Consider the following 16,622-nt stretch of genomic DNA (forward strand, 5'->3'; position numbering starts at 1 on the left):
ATTGTGTATTTACTTTGCTCGTCTACACTTAGTGGACGGGCATTTAATTTAACAACAAAGCCAACAGGTAAATCAGCACAACATTACTCTTTCGATTTAATTTAGCCTATGCTCTTTTTAAGCAATTTTCAGAGGAAAATACATATATGTTCATTTTAAAATCCACTTATAACGCGCTAGAAAAAGAACACCGTTCGCTGCAGCGTGAATTTAAAGATTTACATGAACAATATCAGAGTCTTCAACAGGAAAATCAACAACTGTTAGATGAGCAATTGATTCAGCATGAGCAACCAAGTCAATTTAACGATGGTTTAGCAAAACACTTAGTGGAATGTATAACACAGGTATACGGTGTTCGAGAATCGGTTTTAAGTGCCTATCAAGCTATTGATAGTCAAAGAGTTTCATCAAGTAGCATTCAGGATACATTGACACGTTCTACTGCAGCAATCAATGCTATTGTCACCGACATGCATACCCTTTCATCGGAAATGGGCACTATGTCTAGCCAAATTTCGGGGTTATCTGAACGTGCTGACAGTATCAATAAGTTTGTCGCAACAATTTCCAGTATTTCAGATCAAACGAATCTCCTAGCATTAAATGCCGCGATAGAAGCTGCACGTGCAGGAGATGCAGGCCGAGGCTTTAGTGTTGTTGCCGATGAAGTGCGAGCCTTAGCTAATAACACCAATACTTCTGCTAATGAAGTACAAGATCTGGTTGGCCAAATTATTAACTCTACCACAGAAACCGTTGGTTCTGTTTCTGCTATTCAGGGTAATAACGAACAACTTTCAAATAACATTGAAGCACTTAGTGCGGACTATAGTGCGATTATTGAAAATTGTTCATCTATGTCTGACACTATCAAACAGGCAACTTTAGCCTCATTTATTCAAACAGTTAAACTCGACCATATTGTCTGGAAAGGTGAAATATATGCCGTTGCCTCGGGTTTGAGTAATAAAAGTGTTGATGAGTTTGCCGACCATCATTCGTGTCGATTAGGCAAATGGTACAACAGTGAAGGTGAAAACTCTTTTGGCCACAACCAATCATTTAGAGAGCTTGCCAAGCCTCATCAAATAGTTCACCAAAGTGGTGTTAGCGCATTAAATCTGCTATCACAAGGCAACCAGTCAGCGGCGTTACAAGCGTTCGATGATATGGAAAAAGCGAGTGAAAAAGTGATGAATTTATTGGATCGTATCGCAAGTTTGTAAAAATAGCTTTTGTTGGTAGTACCTAACTAACCTCAGGTTTGTATAAGAAATAGTGTTAAACCAAAGAAAACAATAGCTTATCAACTTCTATATTTCTAGGACGATATTTTTGTATGAATTCAAGGCATTTTGCAGCAGGAATAGCTAGCTATTTCGCTTCAAAATAACGCAGAAGTCAGTAAAAATAGCACCTAGAAACGCATTGCTTATGCGAAGCTGAGGTTAACTACCAACAAGCTCATTCACCCTGTGGCTTTTTATAAGGTAGTTGCCACAGTATGCGTACTTCTTGCAAAATAGCTTGCATTATAGGTTCTTCAATCCGCTGTTTTCTTACCGCAAAGTATAGTGGCATATCAAAATCCAACAAAGTAATACGCTTTGCCTTATTTGATTCAACTAACTTTATTGCCACCTGTTCCTCAACAAAACTTAACCCAAGCCCAGCACAGACTAGATCAACCCGTGATTTGTCATTGCTACTTGCAAAAGAAAAATTGATCGAGCTTGGCAATTGCTTTGTTAACGCCAAGTCAAACGGACATTTTTTACCAACAGAAATCCAAGTTTGATTGGCCAAATCGCTAATAGATTCAATTGAGGATGTATCGAAGTTTGCAGGAGTTATGGTAGTAACACGCTGGGTCATGATGGTTAAAGCATAAAAACTATTATCTAAAGCACCATAAACATAACCGGCATCTAATTGTCCTGATTCAAGCTGTTCAATAATGTCACCGGTAGTAAAATGGCTAAATGTCATTTGAATACCGGGACAATGCTCTACAAGCGCCTGCGCTAGTTTGGTGACCTGCAATATTTGAGCATCTTGATTAAGCCCTATATGGCAATGGCCAATTAATTGGGTCGCATTTTCACAGGCAAGATTGACCATATGTTGTGCGCTATCTAAGGTATGTAATGCCTGTTCTAACAAAATCTCACCCTTGGCAGTAAGCGCCATACCTTTACTAGAACGAACAAACAACTGAGTCGCCAGTTCATGTTCAAGCGCTTTAATGTGCGCACTGATCGCTGGCGGCGTTGAATATAACCGTTGTGCCGCTTTAGTTAAGTTACCCGTTTGAGCAACAGCAACAAACGAACGCAAATGATAAAACTCCACCAAACCTCCAACGCTATTTTCTTGTCTTAATGTATATCACTAACCTTGTAATACCCATTCAGATTATATGAAGTAGGCCTTCAATAATACTGAATTCTCCTTGAGAAACCTTAGTCTTACACTGAGAAAAATTTTGAGGAATGTTCAATGTCAAACGTAAATAAATACCCCAATATTAGTACAGAAATTACCGCTGATTTTTTTTCCAAGAAATTGGCTTGTGAAACAGACTGCTCCGATGTATACGCCGATATAAAAGCAGGTTGTAAACATTTTGTTTTAGTTGATACCCGCTCTCCTGAGGCTTATGCAAAAAGCCATGCTATTACCGCCATTAATATCCCCAACTCACAGTTAAATACGCAAACATTACAGCCTTTTAGCAAAGACACTTTATTTGTCGTTTATTGTTGGGGCCCTGGCTGTAACGGCGCCAGCAAGGCAGCATTGAAATTAGCGTCAATGGGCTATCAAGTTAAAGAAATGCTTGGGGGTATTCATTATTGGGAGGATTTTGAACGTTACCCTGTTAATAGACGGGTTAATCAAGCTCAACAATAAGGCTTATTGTAATACCAATTGAATTAAATATTTGAGCAATTGGTATAATAGCCGCTCAGCTAATAATTGGGCGGCTATTTTTATTTAGCTTCGCGCTTTGTACCAAATATCTTCTATTTCAAGATAGCGCTCACCATCTGGTGTTTTAACACTGATCTCGTCACCAACCTGCTTACCAATTAGCGCTCGAGCTACTGGAGAATCTATGCTGATCTCGCCTTTTTTAATATCCCACTCATCAGCACCTACCAAGCGATAAACATGATGGCGATCATCATCGTCGATAACCTCAACCCAAGCGCCAAAAAAGACTCGTCCTTCTTGTTGCTTCTCCGGGTAGACAATCGCGAGTTCATCTAATCTTTTCGATAAAAACCGTACACGTCTGTCTATTTCTCGTAAACGTTTTTTACCGTAAATATATTCTGCATTTTCACTGCGATCACCCAACGCGGCAGCTTCAGATACTGATTTGGTGATACGCGGACGTTCTTCCTTCCACAAATATTTAAGCTCTTTATCAAGGCGTTCCCAGCCTTCGCGGGTGATGTAATGGCTTCGTTTCATACTAAGTATTTAAAAAGTATTAGGTGTTTGTGACTAATAACATAAAGTTCATAGGGTTTATTCTAATCTAAAGTGATTAACGGCAATACCAAGTTAAGCAAAAATTCATGCTAACGCCCGGTAATGGAAAATTTAGATTTGTAGACGTCCCCTTCTACCGCTGCACTTTCAGTGACATAAATTGTTTGATGATCACTGGACACGGAAAATTGATGTAACATGCCTTGGTATAACGGCATTACCAATGCTTCTCGTTGATTTGTTAGATTAAATTGCCAAATACCTGATTCAGGGCGATAAAAGTAAACAAACTGATCTATCAGCTGCCAGTTAAGCCAATTGATGATATCGACATCTTCAATTACCAGCTGCTCTTCCCCTTTTTTTAGGTCAAGTTGCCACAAGCCCGCCTGTGCAAACTTGGTAAAATACAAAATATTGTTATCAAGCCTGCCACTGTAACCACCACGCTTTGTCAGCGGTTGATTTTGTTTTGTTGTCACATTATAGCGCCAAAGCTGCCACTGACCTGAACGATTACTACCATAAATAATATCGTTATGATCTTCACCAAAATTAACCACATAAGCTTTGGCAGATTCATCCAACAATTGCGCTAATTTTTGGCTTTTTACATCAAACCTGAAAATAGCCCCTTGGCGACTTAACAACAAGTATTCACCGTTTGCCGCCCACTCTATGCGGTCAAAGCCTAATCGCAATGGCAGTTCAGTCAAAATGGTAGTTTGTTTTTCAGCAGATAACATGTGAATTTGAAGCTGGCCAGTTTTATCCGACAGGTAAATTAAGTTCTCTTGTTTTGAAACTCTAGGTAACTGCGCCAGCGCATTTGCCTCATCGATCACCTGTCTACTGGCATTTGAAACATCATACTTGATGATATGGGTCACTTGAGAGAGCGAACTATAAAACAAGGTTTGCTCGGCAACACTTAGGGATGAAATGGTTTGAGGTGTATTAAATTGCTCTGTAAGTTCTGAAGTCGCTACATTGAAGGTGTATAGTTGTTTTTTCTCCACTAACGCAACAAGGTTATCCGTTAGCCAAACGGCATTATCAATGTGTAGTTCAACGGTTTTGCTGTAGATTTCAGCACCGTTAAAGCTATTTAACACCACCAATTGGGCACGAGATTCATCAATATACCTGACTATCAGCAGCTGATTTTGATTGCCATGATGGCTGATCAAATAGTCGCCTTTTACATTACCATCGGAGGGAGGTAACGACATTTTTGATAGCCTATCGGTGGCTAAATTAAAACGTGAAATAGTATATGGCTGTGTTTTGTCGATGCGCTCTCGAAAATACACATATTCATTGTTCCAATGCCAAGTAAACTTAGGCAAGCTATCTTGCGCACAAGTGTGAATATCGCGAGTTTTTTGCTGAACAATATGATAGAGAGCTATGTAGCAGCGATCATTTTTACGGTAAGCGTATACCATCAATTGGCCATTAGGACTTAGCTGCTGACTAATAACATTGTTGTTTTCAAGGCCAATAAGTGGCTTCGACTGTCCTGACGCTAGTAATTTTAACTCTAATTGAGCATTTGCTTCTTTATTCGACCACTTAGTGAAAAGTAGCTGTTCGGCTTTTTTATCAGTGGAAATATTATACTCAACACCAGGCTGAGCACTCACTCGCGATGCTGGTTCAAATGTAATTAATTTTTGAGCTGGCTGGCGAATAAACCAATAGATCAATACGATAACAAAAAGTACAGCCATCGATACAACTAGAGGCATAACATGCCATTTACGCTGTTGCATTTGTTTTGTAGTGCTGATTTGTATCTTGGTAAGAAATTGAAGCTTATAGCCAGCTTTTGGCACGGTAACAATAAAATCTTTGTTTTCGTCAAATTCAGCAAAGTGCTGCCTAAGAATAGATACGGTTCTATTAATTGCCCCTTCACCAACAACACGTCCATCCCAAACTCGTTCAATAAGTTGATCTCTGGACACTAGATCCCCGTCAGCATCAATTAGTACTTCTAATAATCTAAAAACTTTTGGCTCTAACTGACGTGTTTTTGACTGGTAAACAAGTTGCCGATTAACAAAATCAACAAAAACATCGGCAACATAAACCTCAAACCTTTCCATGTAACACCATGTAATACAATGACTTTAACCCTGATAACAAAAACATAAGCTAAAAATAACCTCGCTTTATCACTTAAATATTCCCCTAAAAAGCTTAAATGCTATTTTGACCGAAAATCAACAAAGGTTAACAATATATGAATAATTCACTCTTACATAACCTCACCATTTTAGCGATAGTTTTTTTTATAGTCGCTTGCCAGTCAGACAATACGATAATAGATGACAGTGCTGAACAGCCGAGTGTTACATCACCAGTGAATTCTTCGCTTAAGCGAATAGACTTGAACAATAGGTACTATCATATTGCGTCTCCAGCGAACTTTAACAACGACAAAGCTTACAAATTATTACTGGTTTTTCACGGCTCAGGCGGCAGTGGCATAGGAATGAGCGGCGTCGCCCAATTTGAACAACTCTCGCAAGACTACCTTGTTGTATACGCCAAATCGCAAGAGGTTGAGTGGAATGAAGGCTGCGATTGCAACATTGCTCATCGAAAAGGCATCGATGATTTAGCTTATGTTGAACAAGTGATTAGCGACATAAAAAACAACTATCGCATACTAGATGGCGAAATATATGGTGTTGGCTTCTCTCAAGGCGCCCTGTTCAGCCAAAACTTACTATGCAACAAAAGTAGTTTGTTTAAGGCGTTAGCGGCAGTGGCAGCACCTATGTCTAAACCTTTATCGCAAACATGCCAAATTACTACACCGACCAATTATTTAGCTATTCACGGCACCGCAGATTCTGTATTGCCCTTCCAAGGATTGCAGCACAGTAATTGGGCGTTAATTTCCAGTCCTGCGGCAATTGAGTTAATTGCCTCGCTAAACCAACTGCATTCACCTGCAACGCAAACTCAGTTGTCTGACGATGTCACCGTAAATCTATATAAAAGTGATAGCGTGATAAATCAACTCGTTGCCATTGATGGCGGCAGACACACTTGGAACTACTCATCATTTAATACCAGCCAATACATATTGGATTTTTTTCAACAAGTGTCTGATTTTCAATTACCCCAGCATGCATCACTGATTCAAACCTCAAACGGATTAAGACAGATCCGAACTATGGGTTCAGAAAATACCGGTCCAGCAGTAGTATTGCTCTCTGGTTTTAACAAGAATTTTCACAGTGACAGCGCTTGGTATGCGTTACTACAACCCTTATTAGCACAAGATTATCGTGTGCATGTTATTGACAGTGCTGGCTTAGGTTTTAGTCCTTACAATCCTAATGGCTCTTATCAGTTATTAGCAGACGATTTATACCAAATATTAGTGTCGCTTAATGAACGAGAAATTAGCTTAGTAGCTTTTGCCAGCAGCAATATCACCGCACAATTGTTTCAAGCCAAATATGCCGATGATGCTAACATCAAAATCAACAACATGGTTTGGATAGACCCAGATATATTACTGCCACATTCAATTGCGTTTTACAAAGGCTACCCCGTTGATTGGTATGAAAAGTATATTGTCGATTTACAACCTCATATTGAAGATCACTATTTCACCGAGCGCTCAACACAAAAAATTGCTGATGAAACCAAAGAAGTTCAAGCAATGGTACCCACTGAATTCAGCCAATTGATGGATTGGGATTATTATCACGCCATGGTCAAACGTAGGCTAACCATAGCTGGACAAAAAGCACGAGCGATGAATATTGCAAAATATCCAAGTGACTTAGATGCCGTAGCCGACATTAAAATTAATAACTCTATTCCTATTACCGTCATTGACTCAGACTTTGAACAAGCCCAAATAGACAGTGCCGATGAGAACATCGATGTGATGATACGTTGGCAACAAGAAGGCACTACATGGTCTAAAGAGATTGCGACAAAAACTAACGGTCAATACATTCCATTAAACCAAGCTAAACATTTGGTTGTATTTGAACATCCGGAAGTAATTAAGTCGGCAATTGATCACTATATGCAGTAGGCAACTACGCTTCGCTAACAGCTGTATATTGCTGTTAGCGAATTTGACGTTTAATCTTTATTTACTTTTTTAGTCGACATCAAATTGTGTTTTAAAGAAGTCGACTAAATATCGATTAGCTTTTTTGCGCGCTTTTTTGTTAGGTTTCATTAACACGTCCCCCCCTTGGCCTAAATGGCTAAATGGATCGACCACTATTTTTTGTGGCTCAAAGCTATTAAAAGCATGGTGAGCATCTTTGAATACCTCAACTGTTACAAAATTTTGCTCTGACTCTGATAACGATTGCTTCCAATCATCACAACTTGTAGGTAAATCATAATCATCAAGCTCACCAGTTAATATTAATATCGGCTTTTGTGTTGTCGTTGAAATTTTATATTGTGGGATCACTGTGTAGCCCCAACAAACAGGATAAAACGCAACGTGAGCAGCAAATTGATGAACGGGCGAGAACTCCTTAACTATTGACGTTTCTCGAGAAAGCATGGCGATAACACCACCCCAAGAAAAGCCTAAAATGCCAATTTTATCCTCATCAAATTGTGGTAATTGTGCCGCATAGCGGAAGGCGGCAAAGACATCGGGTAAGGTTTCGTGCACAGCCCGTGGACGAATAAAACTACCATCAAGCATGCCTCGTGCGGCCCACAAGTCTAACTCAAGCGTGGCAATACCCACCTTATGTAGCGAACTCTGATGATATTGACCTCTGGTATCAACACCTTTACTACCATGCACTATGATCACCAGTGCTTTACTACTAAACTCTTTGGGAATATTTAATACTGCACCGATGGCATAATCTTCATTACTGCTAGCGACAGGAATACTGACTATCGACGTATTGACCTTTAACCTATTTAACGCATTATTCCAATTTTTCGCGTGTGCTCCACTAGTTATGACTAACATGGCGATAATAAAAAGCACTATGGCGCTATATGATTTCATATCAGCTATCCTTTTCTGACAATTGTTATTGCTGGATGATTTTAATGCCTTTTTAAAGGCTTTTTGACGCTATTGGCCAAAATGTAAGATTAGCACCGTTACAAATTAGTAATCAAACCAACGATGAAAAATGTAACCAACCCTAGTAAATTGATATCTCGATCCCCATATTGGCAATCATAAAAGTTTATTATTTCTAAATTCGTTAGGACCGTAACCTCATGACAAGTATTGCTGCGCAGATTGCTCAAGAAATAGGTGTAAAACCTACACAAGTTGAAGCTGCAATTTCACTTATTGACGATGGCGCAACAGTGCCCTTTATCGCACGTTACCGCAAGGAAGCGACGCAAGGTCTCGATGATAATCATTTGCGTACATTGTCACAAAGACTCAGCTATTTACGAGAATTACATGATAGAAAAGAAGTTGTTCTAAATAACATAGAGCAACAAGGAAAGTTAAGTGCCGAGCTACGTCAGCAAATTGAAGCTGCAGACAATAAAACTCGTCTTGAAGATTTATATTTACCATTTAAACCCAAACGCAGAACTAAAGGCCAAAAAGCCATTGAAGCAGGTTTGGCACCATTAGCTGAGCAACTGGCCAACAACTGGCAGTTATCACCAAATGATAACGCAGAAAAATTTATCAATGCCGATGCTGGTTATGCTGATGTTGAAGCAGTTTTAGACGGTGTTAGTTATATATTGGCTGAACAATATGCTGAAGATGCAGAGTTAATTGCAAAACTGAGACAACTACTGAATAAACAAGGACACTTAACCAGTAAAGTCATCAAGAGCAAACAAAAGGATGCTGTAAAATATAAAGACTATTTTGACCATAGTGAACGCCTAAGCTCAGTACCATCACATAGAGCGCTTGCTATGTTAAGAGGTCGTAATGAAAGCTTTTTATCACTAAGTATTGATATTGCGCCAAACAGCGACGACAAATCTAGCCTCGCGGAGCAAATGATCGCCGAACACTTAAGGTTTAACTTTGCTCAGCAAGCTGCTGCGCAATTTTTTAAACAAGTTATCCAGCTCACTTGGAAACAAAAGCTGAGCCAATCTCTTGAAACAGAAGCCTTGGGTAATTTAAGAGAAAAAGCAGAAGCTGAGGCGATTAAAGTATTTGCCAAAAACCTCAGTGATTTATTGATGGCAGCACCGGCGGGCCCTAAAGTCACTTTAGGCTTAGATCCTGGATATCGCACTGGTTGTAAAATTGCCATCGTTGATAATACCGGCAAGCTTTTACAAACCGCGACCATTTTCCCACATGAACCACAAAACCACTGGAGCAAATCAGTTCGAACGTTAGTGAATCTGTGTAAACAGCATAAAGTGGAGCTTATCGCTATCGGCAATGGCACCGCGTCTCGGGAAAGTGACAAATTAATCGCTGAAGTGATAAAAACGCTGGAAAATAACAACGTCAGTAAGGTGATTGTCAGTGAAGCTGGCGCATCGGTATATTCTGCTTCAGAGTTAGCCGCGGCAGAATTTCCGGATCTCGATGTTTCTATTAGAGGCGCTGTATCTATCGCTCGTCGTTTACAAGACCCGCTGGCGGAATTAGTTAAGATTGATCCTAAAGCCATTGGTGTTGGCCAATATCAACATGACGTTAGCCAAAGCCAATTAACACAAACGTTGGAAAATGTAATTGAAGATTGTGTTAATGCCGTTGGTGTTGATGTAAATAGCGCTTCAGCAGCACTACTTAGCCATATCTCAGGTTTAAATAAAACCATAGCACAGAACTTAGTAACCTATCGTGATGAACACGGCCGCTTTAGTAATCGAAAAGAACTTAAAAATGTTGCACGACTCGGCCCTAAAGCATTTGAACAATCGGCTGGTTTTTTACGTATTCAAGACGGCGAAAACCCGTTAGATGCTTCCGGTGTTCATCCAGAAACATACGACTTAGCGGACAAAATTGCACAGCAGCTAAATAGCTCTATTGCGTCACTTATTGCCAATACTGAACAGTTAAAAGCTGTTGATATTGACACCTTAGCTGATAGTCGTTTTGGTCATGTCACGATTAAAGACGTTATTGCAGAATTAGAAAAGCCTGGTAGAGACCCTCGACCTGCGTTTAAAACCGCACAATTTAAAGAAGGTGTCGAAAAAATCCAAGACCTTGAGGTCGGTATGATTTTAGAAGGCGTTGTATCTAACGTTGCCAATTTTGGTGCATTTGTTGATTTAGGTGTACATCAAGATGGTTTAGTCCATATATCAGCAATTACCGATAAATTCATTTCTGATCCAAGAGATGTGATCAAAGCAGGTGACATTGTAAAAGTAAAAGTGACGGAGCTGGATGTAGAGCGAAAACGCATTAGCTTAACCATGCGATTAGACGATACTACAGCGTCGGTAAAACCAAATCACAAGCAGCATAGCAAAAATAGTAATAAACCGGCTAAAACACCGCAAACAAAAACAACAAATAAGCCAAAGAGTAAGGATCCCGCCAATGCCGCAATGGGTAATGCATTTGCTGATGCCTTTGCTAAATTAAAACAATAAATGGTTATAAACCAATCACCATATATAAAAAAGCTGAGTTAATAACTCAGCTTTTTTTACTTTAAACCACTAAGTTTTTATCGGAACGTAGAACTTAGCGATTCAAGCTTCTCAGCTGTTTGATTTACCCCAACACCATGCTGATTAACTTGTTGAGCAATTGCCGTATTGTCTTTTGAAATACCATCAATTTGATGTACATTGTTGCTAATCTCAGCGGCTACTGCACTTTGTTGCTCAGTCGCAGTAGCTATTTGCCCAGTAATATCAGTCATTTCATCCATCAGTGCTTTGATCTTGTCCATGCCCACTTTGGCTTCATTTGCGTCACTTGCACAGCTTTGTGCGTCATCTCGACTCGATAGCATGATGTCACTCCATTGTTGAAGTGTTTGCTGAAGTTCTACAACAGAGCCCTGAATTTGCACAGTAGCAGCTTGAGTACGCCCCGCTAAGGTTCTTACCTCATCAGCAACCACAGCAAACCCTCTGCCCTGCTCACCTGCACGCGCCGCTTCAATCGCTGCATTTAAGGCTAACAAGTTAGTTTGATCTGCAATACCTTGAATTTCAGACATAATATCTGAGATTCTGCTGACATCTGTCACTAAGCTAGTTGCCGTTGTGGCAGCTTTCTCTACTTCATACGACAAGTTGTTGATTTTATTTTGACTATTATCAATAACACCGATCGCTTGATTACATTCATCCTGTATGATCACCACTTTATCATAGGCACTGGTGGTATTTAGGCTAACATCTTGTACCGTCGCACTCATTTCGGTAATTGCAGTTGCTAATTGATTTAGCTGGCTATTCTCTTCGACTAACCCTGTCAAAGAACGTTCTGAGGTTTGTATTAGTTCTTGTGCTAAGTCAAGCAAGCCTTTTCCTGAATCATGGCTACGCCCCAAAATAGTCCGCACTTTTGCTTGTGTCATTAAATACGGGTAATGCAGTAAATTTGTGATGCCCTTGCCACAATAAACTAGTCTAGAAGGGCTGTCATATGTCTCTTTATACTGAGCAACCTGATTGGGTATCGTAACAAATTCGTCATTGAACAATAGAATTAGCGACACAACAAGCAATAATATTAACCCTGCGGCTAGATAGGAAATAAACAATGCGCTATACATTGTGACAAGCAATACAAGCAAAGCACCAATACTGCGCTTTAAAGTAATATTGGTTGAAAATTCACGAATAGCTTTACCTTGGTTGATCTGTTGATAAAGCTTTTCAGCACTATCTATCTGTTGTTTTGTTGGTTTACAGCGAACAGACTGATAACCAACAATAACATCATTTTCATACAGCGGCGTCACGTAGGCATCTACCCAATAGTAATCACCATTTTTACAGCGATTTTTTACCATGCCACGCCACGAATCTCCACGTTTAAGCTTTTGCCACAAATCGCCAAAGGCAGCTTTAGGCATATCTGGATGGCGAACAATATTGTGATTCTGTGATATCAGTTCTTCTTTGCTATAACCGGCCACTCGGCAAAAACTCTCATTGGCATAAGTGATCACACCACGGGTATCTGTGGTAGAAACTAACTGTTCGTGTTCGGAAAAAGTGACTTCATTCGTGGTTATATTCATATATTCTTCAAATTCGTAGGTTATTTAACCAACCCATTCATAACGTTGACATAGATTAGCTAAGTTTATCAACAACACAATGAATTATTGATCTTAATCACGAATAATCAAATTATACCTTGGTACTAACCGGTATTCTTACTGATTAAATAGCATACAGAATCGAAAAGTTTAGATAAAAAAAGGGAAGCTAAGCTTCCCTAAATAACCCCGAAAAGAGGTTAACTAACGCAAGGTGGTGTCGATAAGTCGTTACAATACGTACTTCACCGAAAGTTGTGCATAGTCCGAATCGGCATCTAAGTCTTTTGCTTTGAAGTTACCAAATTCAATACCATATGAAAGTTTAGGTGTTACATTTTTGAAGATGTTAACGCCCCAGTGAGTGCGATCTCGATCAGATTCGTCGGTTTCGGTGTTGCCATAGAACACGTTAGTTCTTAAGGTTTCAGTCCAAAAATGACGGTAAGCAACAGAAATTGAAGTTGTGTCTTCTACTTCTTCTCCCACTAAGTCTGTTGCCGCAGCAGCACCTACATAACGGCCCGTGTTACCACCGTGGAACTGGAATCTGAAGTCATCTTTACCGAAGGTATTTATTTTACCAGCCACACCATAACCAAAACCAGACTCCGAGTTACCACCAGCTGTTTCTAGTTTACGAGCTAGACCAGCAACCGATACGTTACCCCAGTCACCACTAAAGGTATATTTAGCAATAACATCTGGCATTGAATCTTTTGAACCATAGCCGCCAGCACCTTTGTAACCACCATATGATTCAGGGTTTTCTATAGCAATTTGAAAACCTCCATTGGTGTAACGAATAAGGTCTTGACGCACAAAGGCTGCTGCTACTAACGGGCCACCAAAGTCTGCAGCTTCAGCTAACGCACTGGTGTTAACAAAAGTCGACCAAGTTTGACCTACAGTCCAATTTTTATATTTGATAAACGCATGTCTAAGTCTCGGATGGCGAGAATTAGTGAGAATTTCGTTGCCATCGCCGCCATAAAAATCCATCTCGATAAAACCGGTTATGTCACCGTGGACATATTTTGTGTTAAATCTTGTTGAGTTAGCTGAAAACTTTGTATTTGACACATCATCTTTAACAACGTGGCCAATCCAAAAATCATCATTTGTTAGCGTTGAAGAGGCAGTACCATCAATGTAACGTAAATCACCTTGGATGTAGCCACCAAATGTAATGGTGTCTTTATCCGTCAATTTAATTTCATAGCCAGCGTGCGCCGTGCCTGATAATACAGCGATTGCTGCAGCTACCAAACTTACTTTCTTGTTTAACATTCTACTTTCCCCATGTGAGTAGCGTTTTTTATAGGTACAGCTCTTCGCCTTATCGCTACTTTTGTTTAATTGGTTACTATTATTTTTATTCTGGATATAACGGTAGAGAGTTATCTTCGCTTTAGAAATTAGACCTAAGTCTAAAACCGGTGAATTTTTGATTAGACTTTAGTCGTATACACCTGCTGTTAATCTTAAAATTTATTCGACTGAACGATGGCAAATACCTTAACCACAAAAATATGGTAAGCTAGCCCGCAACCGAGGCTCGGTGTGCCATCGAGCTATATAGCTAAAACAAAATAGGTTCTTCATCATGAACAAATTGATGTCTATTGCTGCGGCGTCACTTGTTGTTGCTTCGCCAGCACAAGCTGATCTCACTAAGCAAGATTATTTGCGTGCCGAAAAACAACTGTCTACGACAACGGGCAAGTTAGTTTACGGAACAGTTGATTATCCTACATGGTCTGACAACAACGTATTGGTGTATAAAAGCAATACGCCAGAAGGCCAGCGTTTTTACCGTGTAGATGCCGACAAACAACAAAAGTCTCTCGCATTTGATCATCAAAAACTAGCAGACTCACTGGCGCGCATTACGGACAGCGAAATTAATCAGGATAAACTACCACTTTATAGCGTACGTTTTACTGCTAAAAACAACATTTCTATTAGTGTTAAAGGAAAAAAATATAGCTGTGATTTAACCAGCTATTTGTGCGAACAAGATAAAAATGTCGCCAAGCGTCACGAATTTGTTTCTCCTGATGGCACAAAAGCAGTTTTCATCAAAGAATACAACTTATGGTTGCGTGAGTTGGCTAGCGATAAAGTCACTCAATTAACTTTTGATGGTGAAAAGGACTTCGGTTATGCCACCAATAATGCTGGTTGGATCCGCAGTAAAAAGCCTGTAGTTACATGGGCACCAGATTCATCTAAGCTAACTACGTTTAAACACGATGGTCGTAAAGTTGGTGAAATGGGTATCGTATCAACGGCTGTTGGTCACCCAAACATCGATGTTTGGAAATACCCACTACCTGGTGACGAGCACATTTTTAAAATTGAACGTGTTGTTATCGACGTAAATAATGCCAAAGTTGTGCGCTTGGACATGGCACCTGACGAACACCGCTCAACAATCACTGACCATGTAGCAGATCGTGACGGCAGCCTATTAGACATCGACTGGTCAGAAGACAGCTCTCATTTTGCTTTTGTTTCATCATCTCGTGATCACAAAGATGCGACGTTAAAATTTGCCAATGCTACAACAGGCAAAGTCACCACTGTTTTTACTGAAAGTGAAGAAACGTTTTTTGAATCAGGTGTACAGGGTGTTAGCTGGAGATACCTTGATAAAACCAACGAAATTTTATGGTTTTCACAACGCTCAAATTGGGGCCACTTCTACCTTATTGACGGCAAATCAGGCAAGGTTAAAAAACAATTAACAAAAGGCGACTGGACGGTAATCTCGCTACTGCACGTAGATCAAGACGCTGGTAAGATTTTGTTCCTTGGCGCTGGCCGTGAAGGAGGAGATCCATACTTCCATTACCTTTACAGTGTGAATCTTGACGGTTCTAACTTAACTCTGTTAACACCAGAGAAAAAACATCACCGTGTTGCTGTAAGTAAAAACGGTAAGTATTTCTTAGATCGCGTTTCAACATACAATACGCCTGAAGTAAGCTTCCTAAGAAGTACTGACAACGGTAAAGGCTTCCAAATTGAAGCCATGGATATTAGTAAGTTAAAAGAAAATAACTGGCAGGCACCAATTCCTTTTACCGTGAAAGATCGTAATGGTGAACACGACATCTATGGTTTGATGTATAAGCCAAGTAATTTTGACGCGAGTAAAAAATACCCAGTAGTGAACTACTTGTATCCGGGCCCTCAAGTAGGCTCTATTCGTGGTCGTCACTTTGTTGCATCTCGTGGTGACAACCAATCTATCGCTGAGCTAGGTTTTATTGTCATTGAAATTGACGCCTTAGGTACTCCTGGTCGTTCTAAAGCATTCCACGAGTTTTATTATGGCAACATGGGCGATAGCGGTATTCCTGATCAAGTAGCAGCTATCAAACAGCTAGCGAAAAAACACCAATGGATCGACGATTCTAAAGTAGGTATTTGGGGCCATTCAGGTGGTGGTTTTGCTTCAACCCGTGCGCTATTGATGTACCCTGAATTTTATAGCGTTGCAGTTTCTCAAGCTGGTAACCACGACAACAGAAACTACGCTGATGAGTGGGGTGAAAAATGGCATGGTATGTTAGTTGAAAACGAAGATGGTACCACTAACTATGACAGCCAAGCTAACCAGTTAATTGCTGAAAACTTGAAAGGTAAGTTGTTAATTGCTCATGGCACAACAGACACCAATGTTCCGCCATATAACACTTTAGTCGTTGTAGAAGCGCTGATTAAAGCAAACAAAGATTTCGACATGATCATGCTGCCAAACCGTGGCCATGGTTTTGCACGTGAGCCTTTCATGCTACGTAAACGTTGGGATTATTTTGTAGAACACCTAATGGGTGTCAAACCTCCTAAAGAATACGAGTTCGAAACTCTTAAATAACCATTGAAAAACCAAGGCAAATGCCTTGG

At 40.0% G+C, this 16,622-nt stretch carries 11 protein-coding genes; 5 read left to right on the forward strand and 6 right to left on the reverse strand.

Annotated elements, in window-relative coordinates:
• The first annotated feature begins 146 nt into the window (after positions 1-146).
• The gene (locus IE199_RS22095; protein WP_189772424.1) at positions 147-1,229 is read left to right on the forward strand and encodes a methyl-accepting chemotaxis protein; all 1,083 of its coding nucleotides are present in this window, start codon (positions 147-149) and stop codon (positions 1,227-1,229) included.
• Between the two features lie 238 nt (positions 1,230-1,467).
• Here IE199_RS22095 and IE199_RS15725 read toward each other — a convergent pair whose 3' ends face one another.
• Positions 1,468-2,355 (reverse strand): LysR family transcriptional regulator, encoded by an 888-nt coding sequence (locus IE199_RS15725; RefSeq protein WP_189772426.1) that lies wholly within the window; start codon positions 2,353-2,355, stop codon positions 1,468-1,470.
• Positions 2,356-2,502: 147 nt separating this feature from the next.
• Here IE199_RS15725 and IE199_RS15730 point away from each other — a divergent pair, with 147 nt between their 5' ends.
• On the forward strand, positions 2,503-2,916 hold the full coding sequence (locus IE199_RS15730; protein ID WP_229854766.1) for a rhodanese-like domain-containing protein: 414 nt from the start codon (positions 2,503-2,505) through the stop codon (positions 2,914-2,916).
• 84 nt (positions 2,917-3,000) lie between these two features.
• On the opposite strand, the gene greB is transcribed toward IE199_RS15730, so the two are convergent.
• Together greB and IE199_RS15740 are read right to left on the reverse strand one after the other, a co-directional pair.
• On the reverse strand, positions 3,001-3,483 hold the full coding sequence (gene greB / locus IE199_RS15735; protein WP_189772428.1) for a transcription elongation factor GreB: 483 nt from the start codon (positions 3,481-3,483) through the stop codon (positions 3,001-3,003).
• Positions 3,484-3,593: 110 nt separating this feature from the next.
• On the reverse strand, positions 3,594-5,615 hold the full coding sequence (locus tag IE199_RS15740) for a winged helix-turn-helix domain-containing protein (protein ID WP_189772430.1): 2,022 nt from the start codon (positions 5,613-5,615) through the stop codon (positions 3,594-3,596).
• Between the two features lie 137 nt (positions 5,616-5,752).
• Between IE199_RS15740 and IE199_RS15745 the strand changes: the two genes are divergently transcribed.
• Complete coding sequence (locus tag IE199_RS15745) at positions 5,753-7,573, forward strand: alpha/beta fold hydrolase (protein ID WP_189772432.1); 1,821 nt, start codon at positions 5,753-5,755, stop codon at positions 7,571-7,573.
• Positions 7,574-7,642: 69 nt separating this feature from the next.
• Here the strand turns inward: IE199_RS15745 and IE199_RS15750 are convergent, their stop codons facing one another.
• Positions 7,643-8,527, reverse strand: coding sequence for a dienelactone hydrolase family protein (locus tag IE199_RS15750; RefSeq protein ID WP_189772434.1), 885 nt, complete (start codon positions 8,525-8,527; stop codon positions 7,643-7,645).
• A 221-nt stretch (positions 8,528-8,748) separates the two neighbouring features.
• On the opposite strand from IE199_RS15750, the gene IE199_RS15755 reads away from it, so the two are divergent.
• Positions 8,749-11,076: a Tex family protein gene (locus tag IE199_RS15755; RefSeq protein ID WP_189772436.1), complete on the forward strand. Its 2,328-nt coding sequence runs from the start codon at positions 8,749-8,751 to the stop codon at positions 11,074-11,076.
• A gap of 77 nt (positions 11,077-11,153) precedes the next feature.
• Here the strand turns inward: IE199_RS15755 and IE199_RS15760 are convergent, their stop codons facing one another.
• Positions 11,154-12,686: a methyl-accepting chemotaxis protein gene (locus IE199_RS15760; RefSeq protein ID WP_189772438.1), complete on the reverse strand. Its 1,533-nt coding sequence runs from the start codon at positions 12,684-12,686 to the stop codon at positions 11,154-11,156.
• Between the two features lie 252 nt (positions 12,687-12,938).
• Positions 12,939-13,997, reverse strand: a complete 1,059-nt coding sequence (locus tag IE199_RS15765) for a DcaP family trimeric outer membrane transporter (protein ID WP_189772440.1) — start codon at positions 13,995-13,997, stop codon at positions 12,939-12,941.
• 316 nt (positions 13,998-14,313) lie between these two features.
• On the opposite strand from IE199_RS15765, the gene IE199_RS15770 reads away from it, so the two are divergent.
• Positions 14,314-16,593, forward strand: coding sequence for a S9 family peptidase (locus tag IE199_RS15770; protein WP_189772442.1), 2,280 nt, complete (start codon positions 14,314-14,316; stop codon positions 16,591-16,593).
• Positions 16,594-16,622: the final 29 nt, after the last annotated feature.

The sequence above is a fragment of the Thalassotalea marina genome (assembly GCF_014656435.1).
Lineage (GTDB): Bacteria > Pseudomonadota > Gammaproteobacteria > Enterobacterales > Alteromonadaceae > Thalassotalea_C > Thalassotalea_C marina.

Excerpts from the sequence above, each read along its gene's own strand:
- IE199_RS15760 (WP_189772438.1), bottom strand. The coding sequence starts at position 12,686 with ATGAATATAACCACGAATGAAGTCACTTTTTCCGAACACGAACAGTTA.
- IE199_RS15740 (WP_189772430.1), bottom strand. The coding sequence starts at position 5,615 with ATGGAAAGGTTTGAGGTTTATGTTGCCGATGTTTTTGTTGATTTTGTT.
- IE199_RS15770 (WP_189772442.1), top strand. The coding sequence starts at position 14,314 with ATGAACAAATTGATGTCTATTGCTGCGGCGTCACTTGTTGTTGCTTCG.
- IE199_RS15755 (WP_189772436.1), top strand. The coding sequence starts at position 8,749 with ATGACAAGTATTGCTGCGCAGATTGCTCAAGAAATAGGTGTAAAACCT.
- IE199_RS15730 (WP_229854766.1), top strand. The coding sequence starts at position 2,503 with ATGTCAAACGTAAATAAATACCCCAATATTAGTACAGAAATTACCGCT.
- IE199_RS15765 (WP_189772440.1), bottom strand. The coding sequence starts at position 13,997 with ATGTTAAACAAGAAAGTAAGTTTGGTAGCTGCAGCAATCGCTGTATTA.
- greB (WP_189772428.1), bottom strand. The coding sequence starts at position 3,483 with ATGAAACGAAGCCATTACATCACCCGCGAAGGCTGGGAACGCCTTGAT.
- IE199_RS15750 (WP_189772434.1), bottom strand. The coding sequence starts at position 8,527 with ATGAAATCATATAGCGCCATAGTGCTTTTTATTATCGCCATGTTAGTC.
- IE199_RS15745 (WP_189772432.1), top strand. The coding sequence starts at position 5,753 with ATGAATAATTCACTCTTACATAACCTCACCATTTTAGCGATAGTTTTT.
- IE199_RS22095 (WP_189772424.1), top strand. The coding sequence starts at position 147 with ATGTTCATTTTAAAATCCACTTATAACGCGCTAGAAAAAGAACACCGT.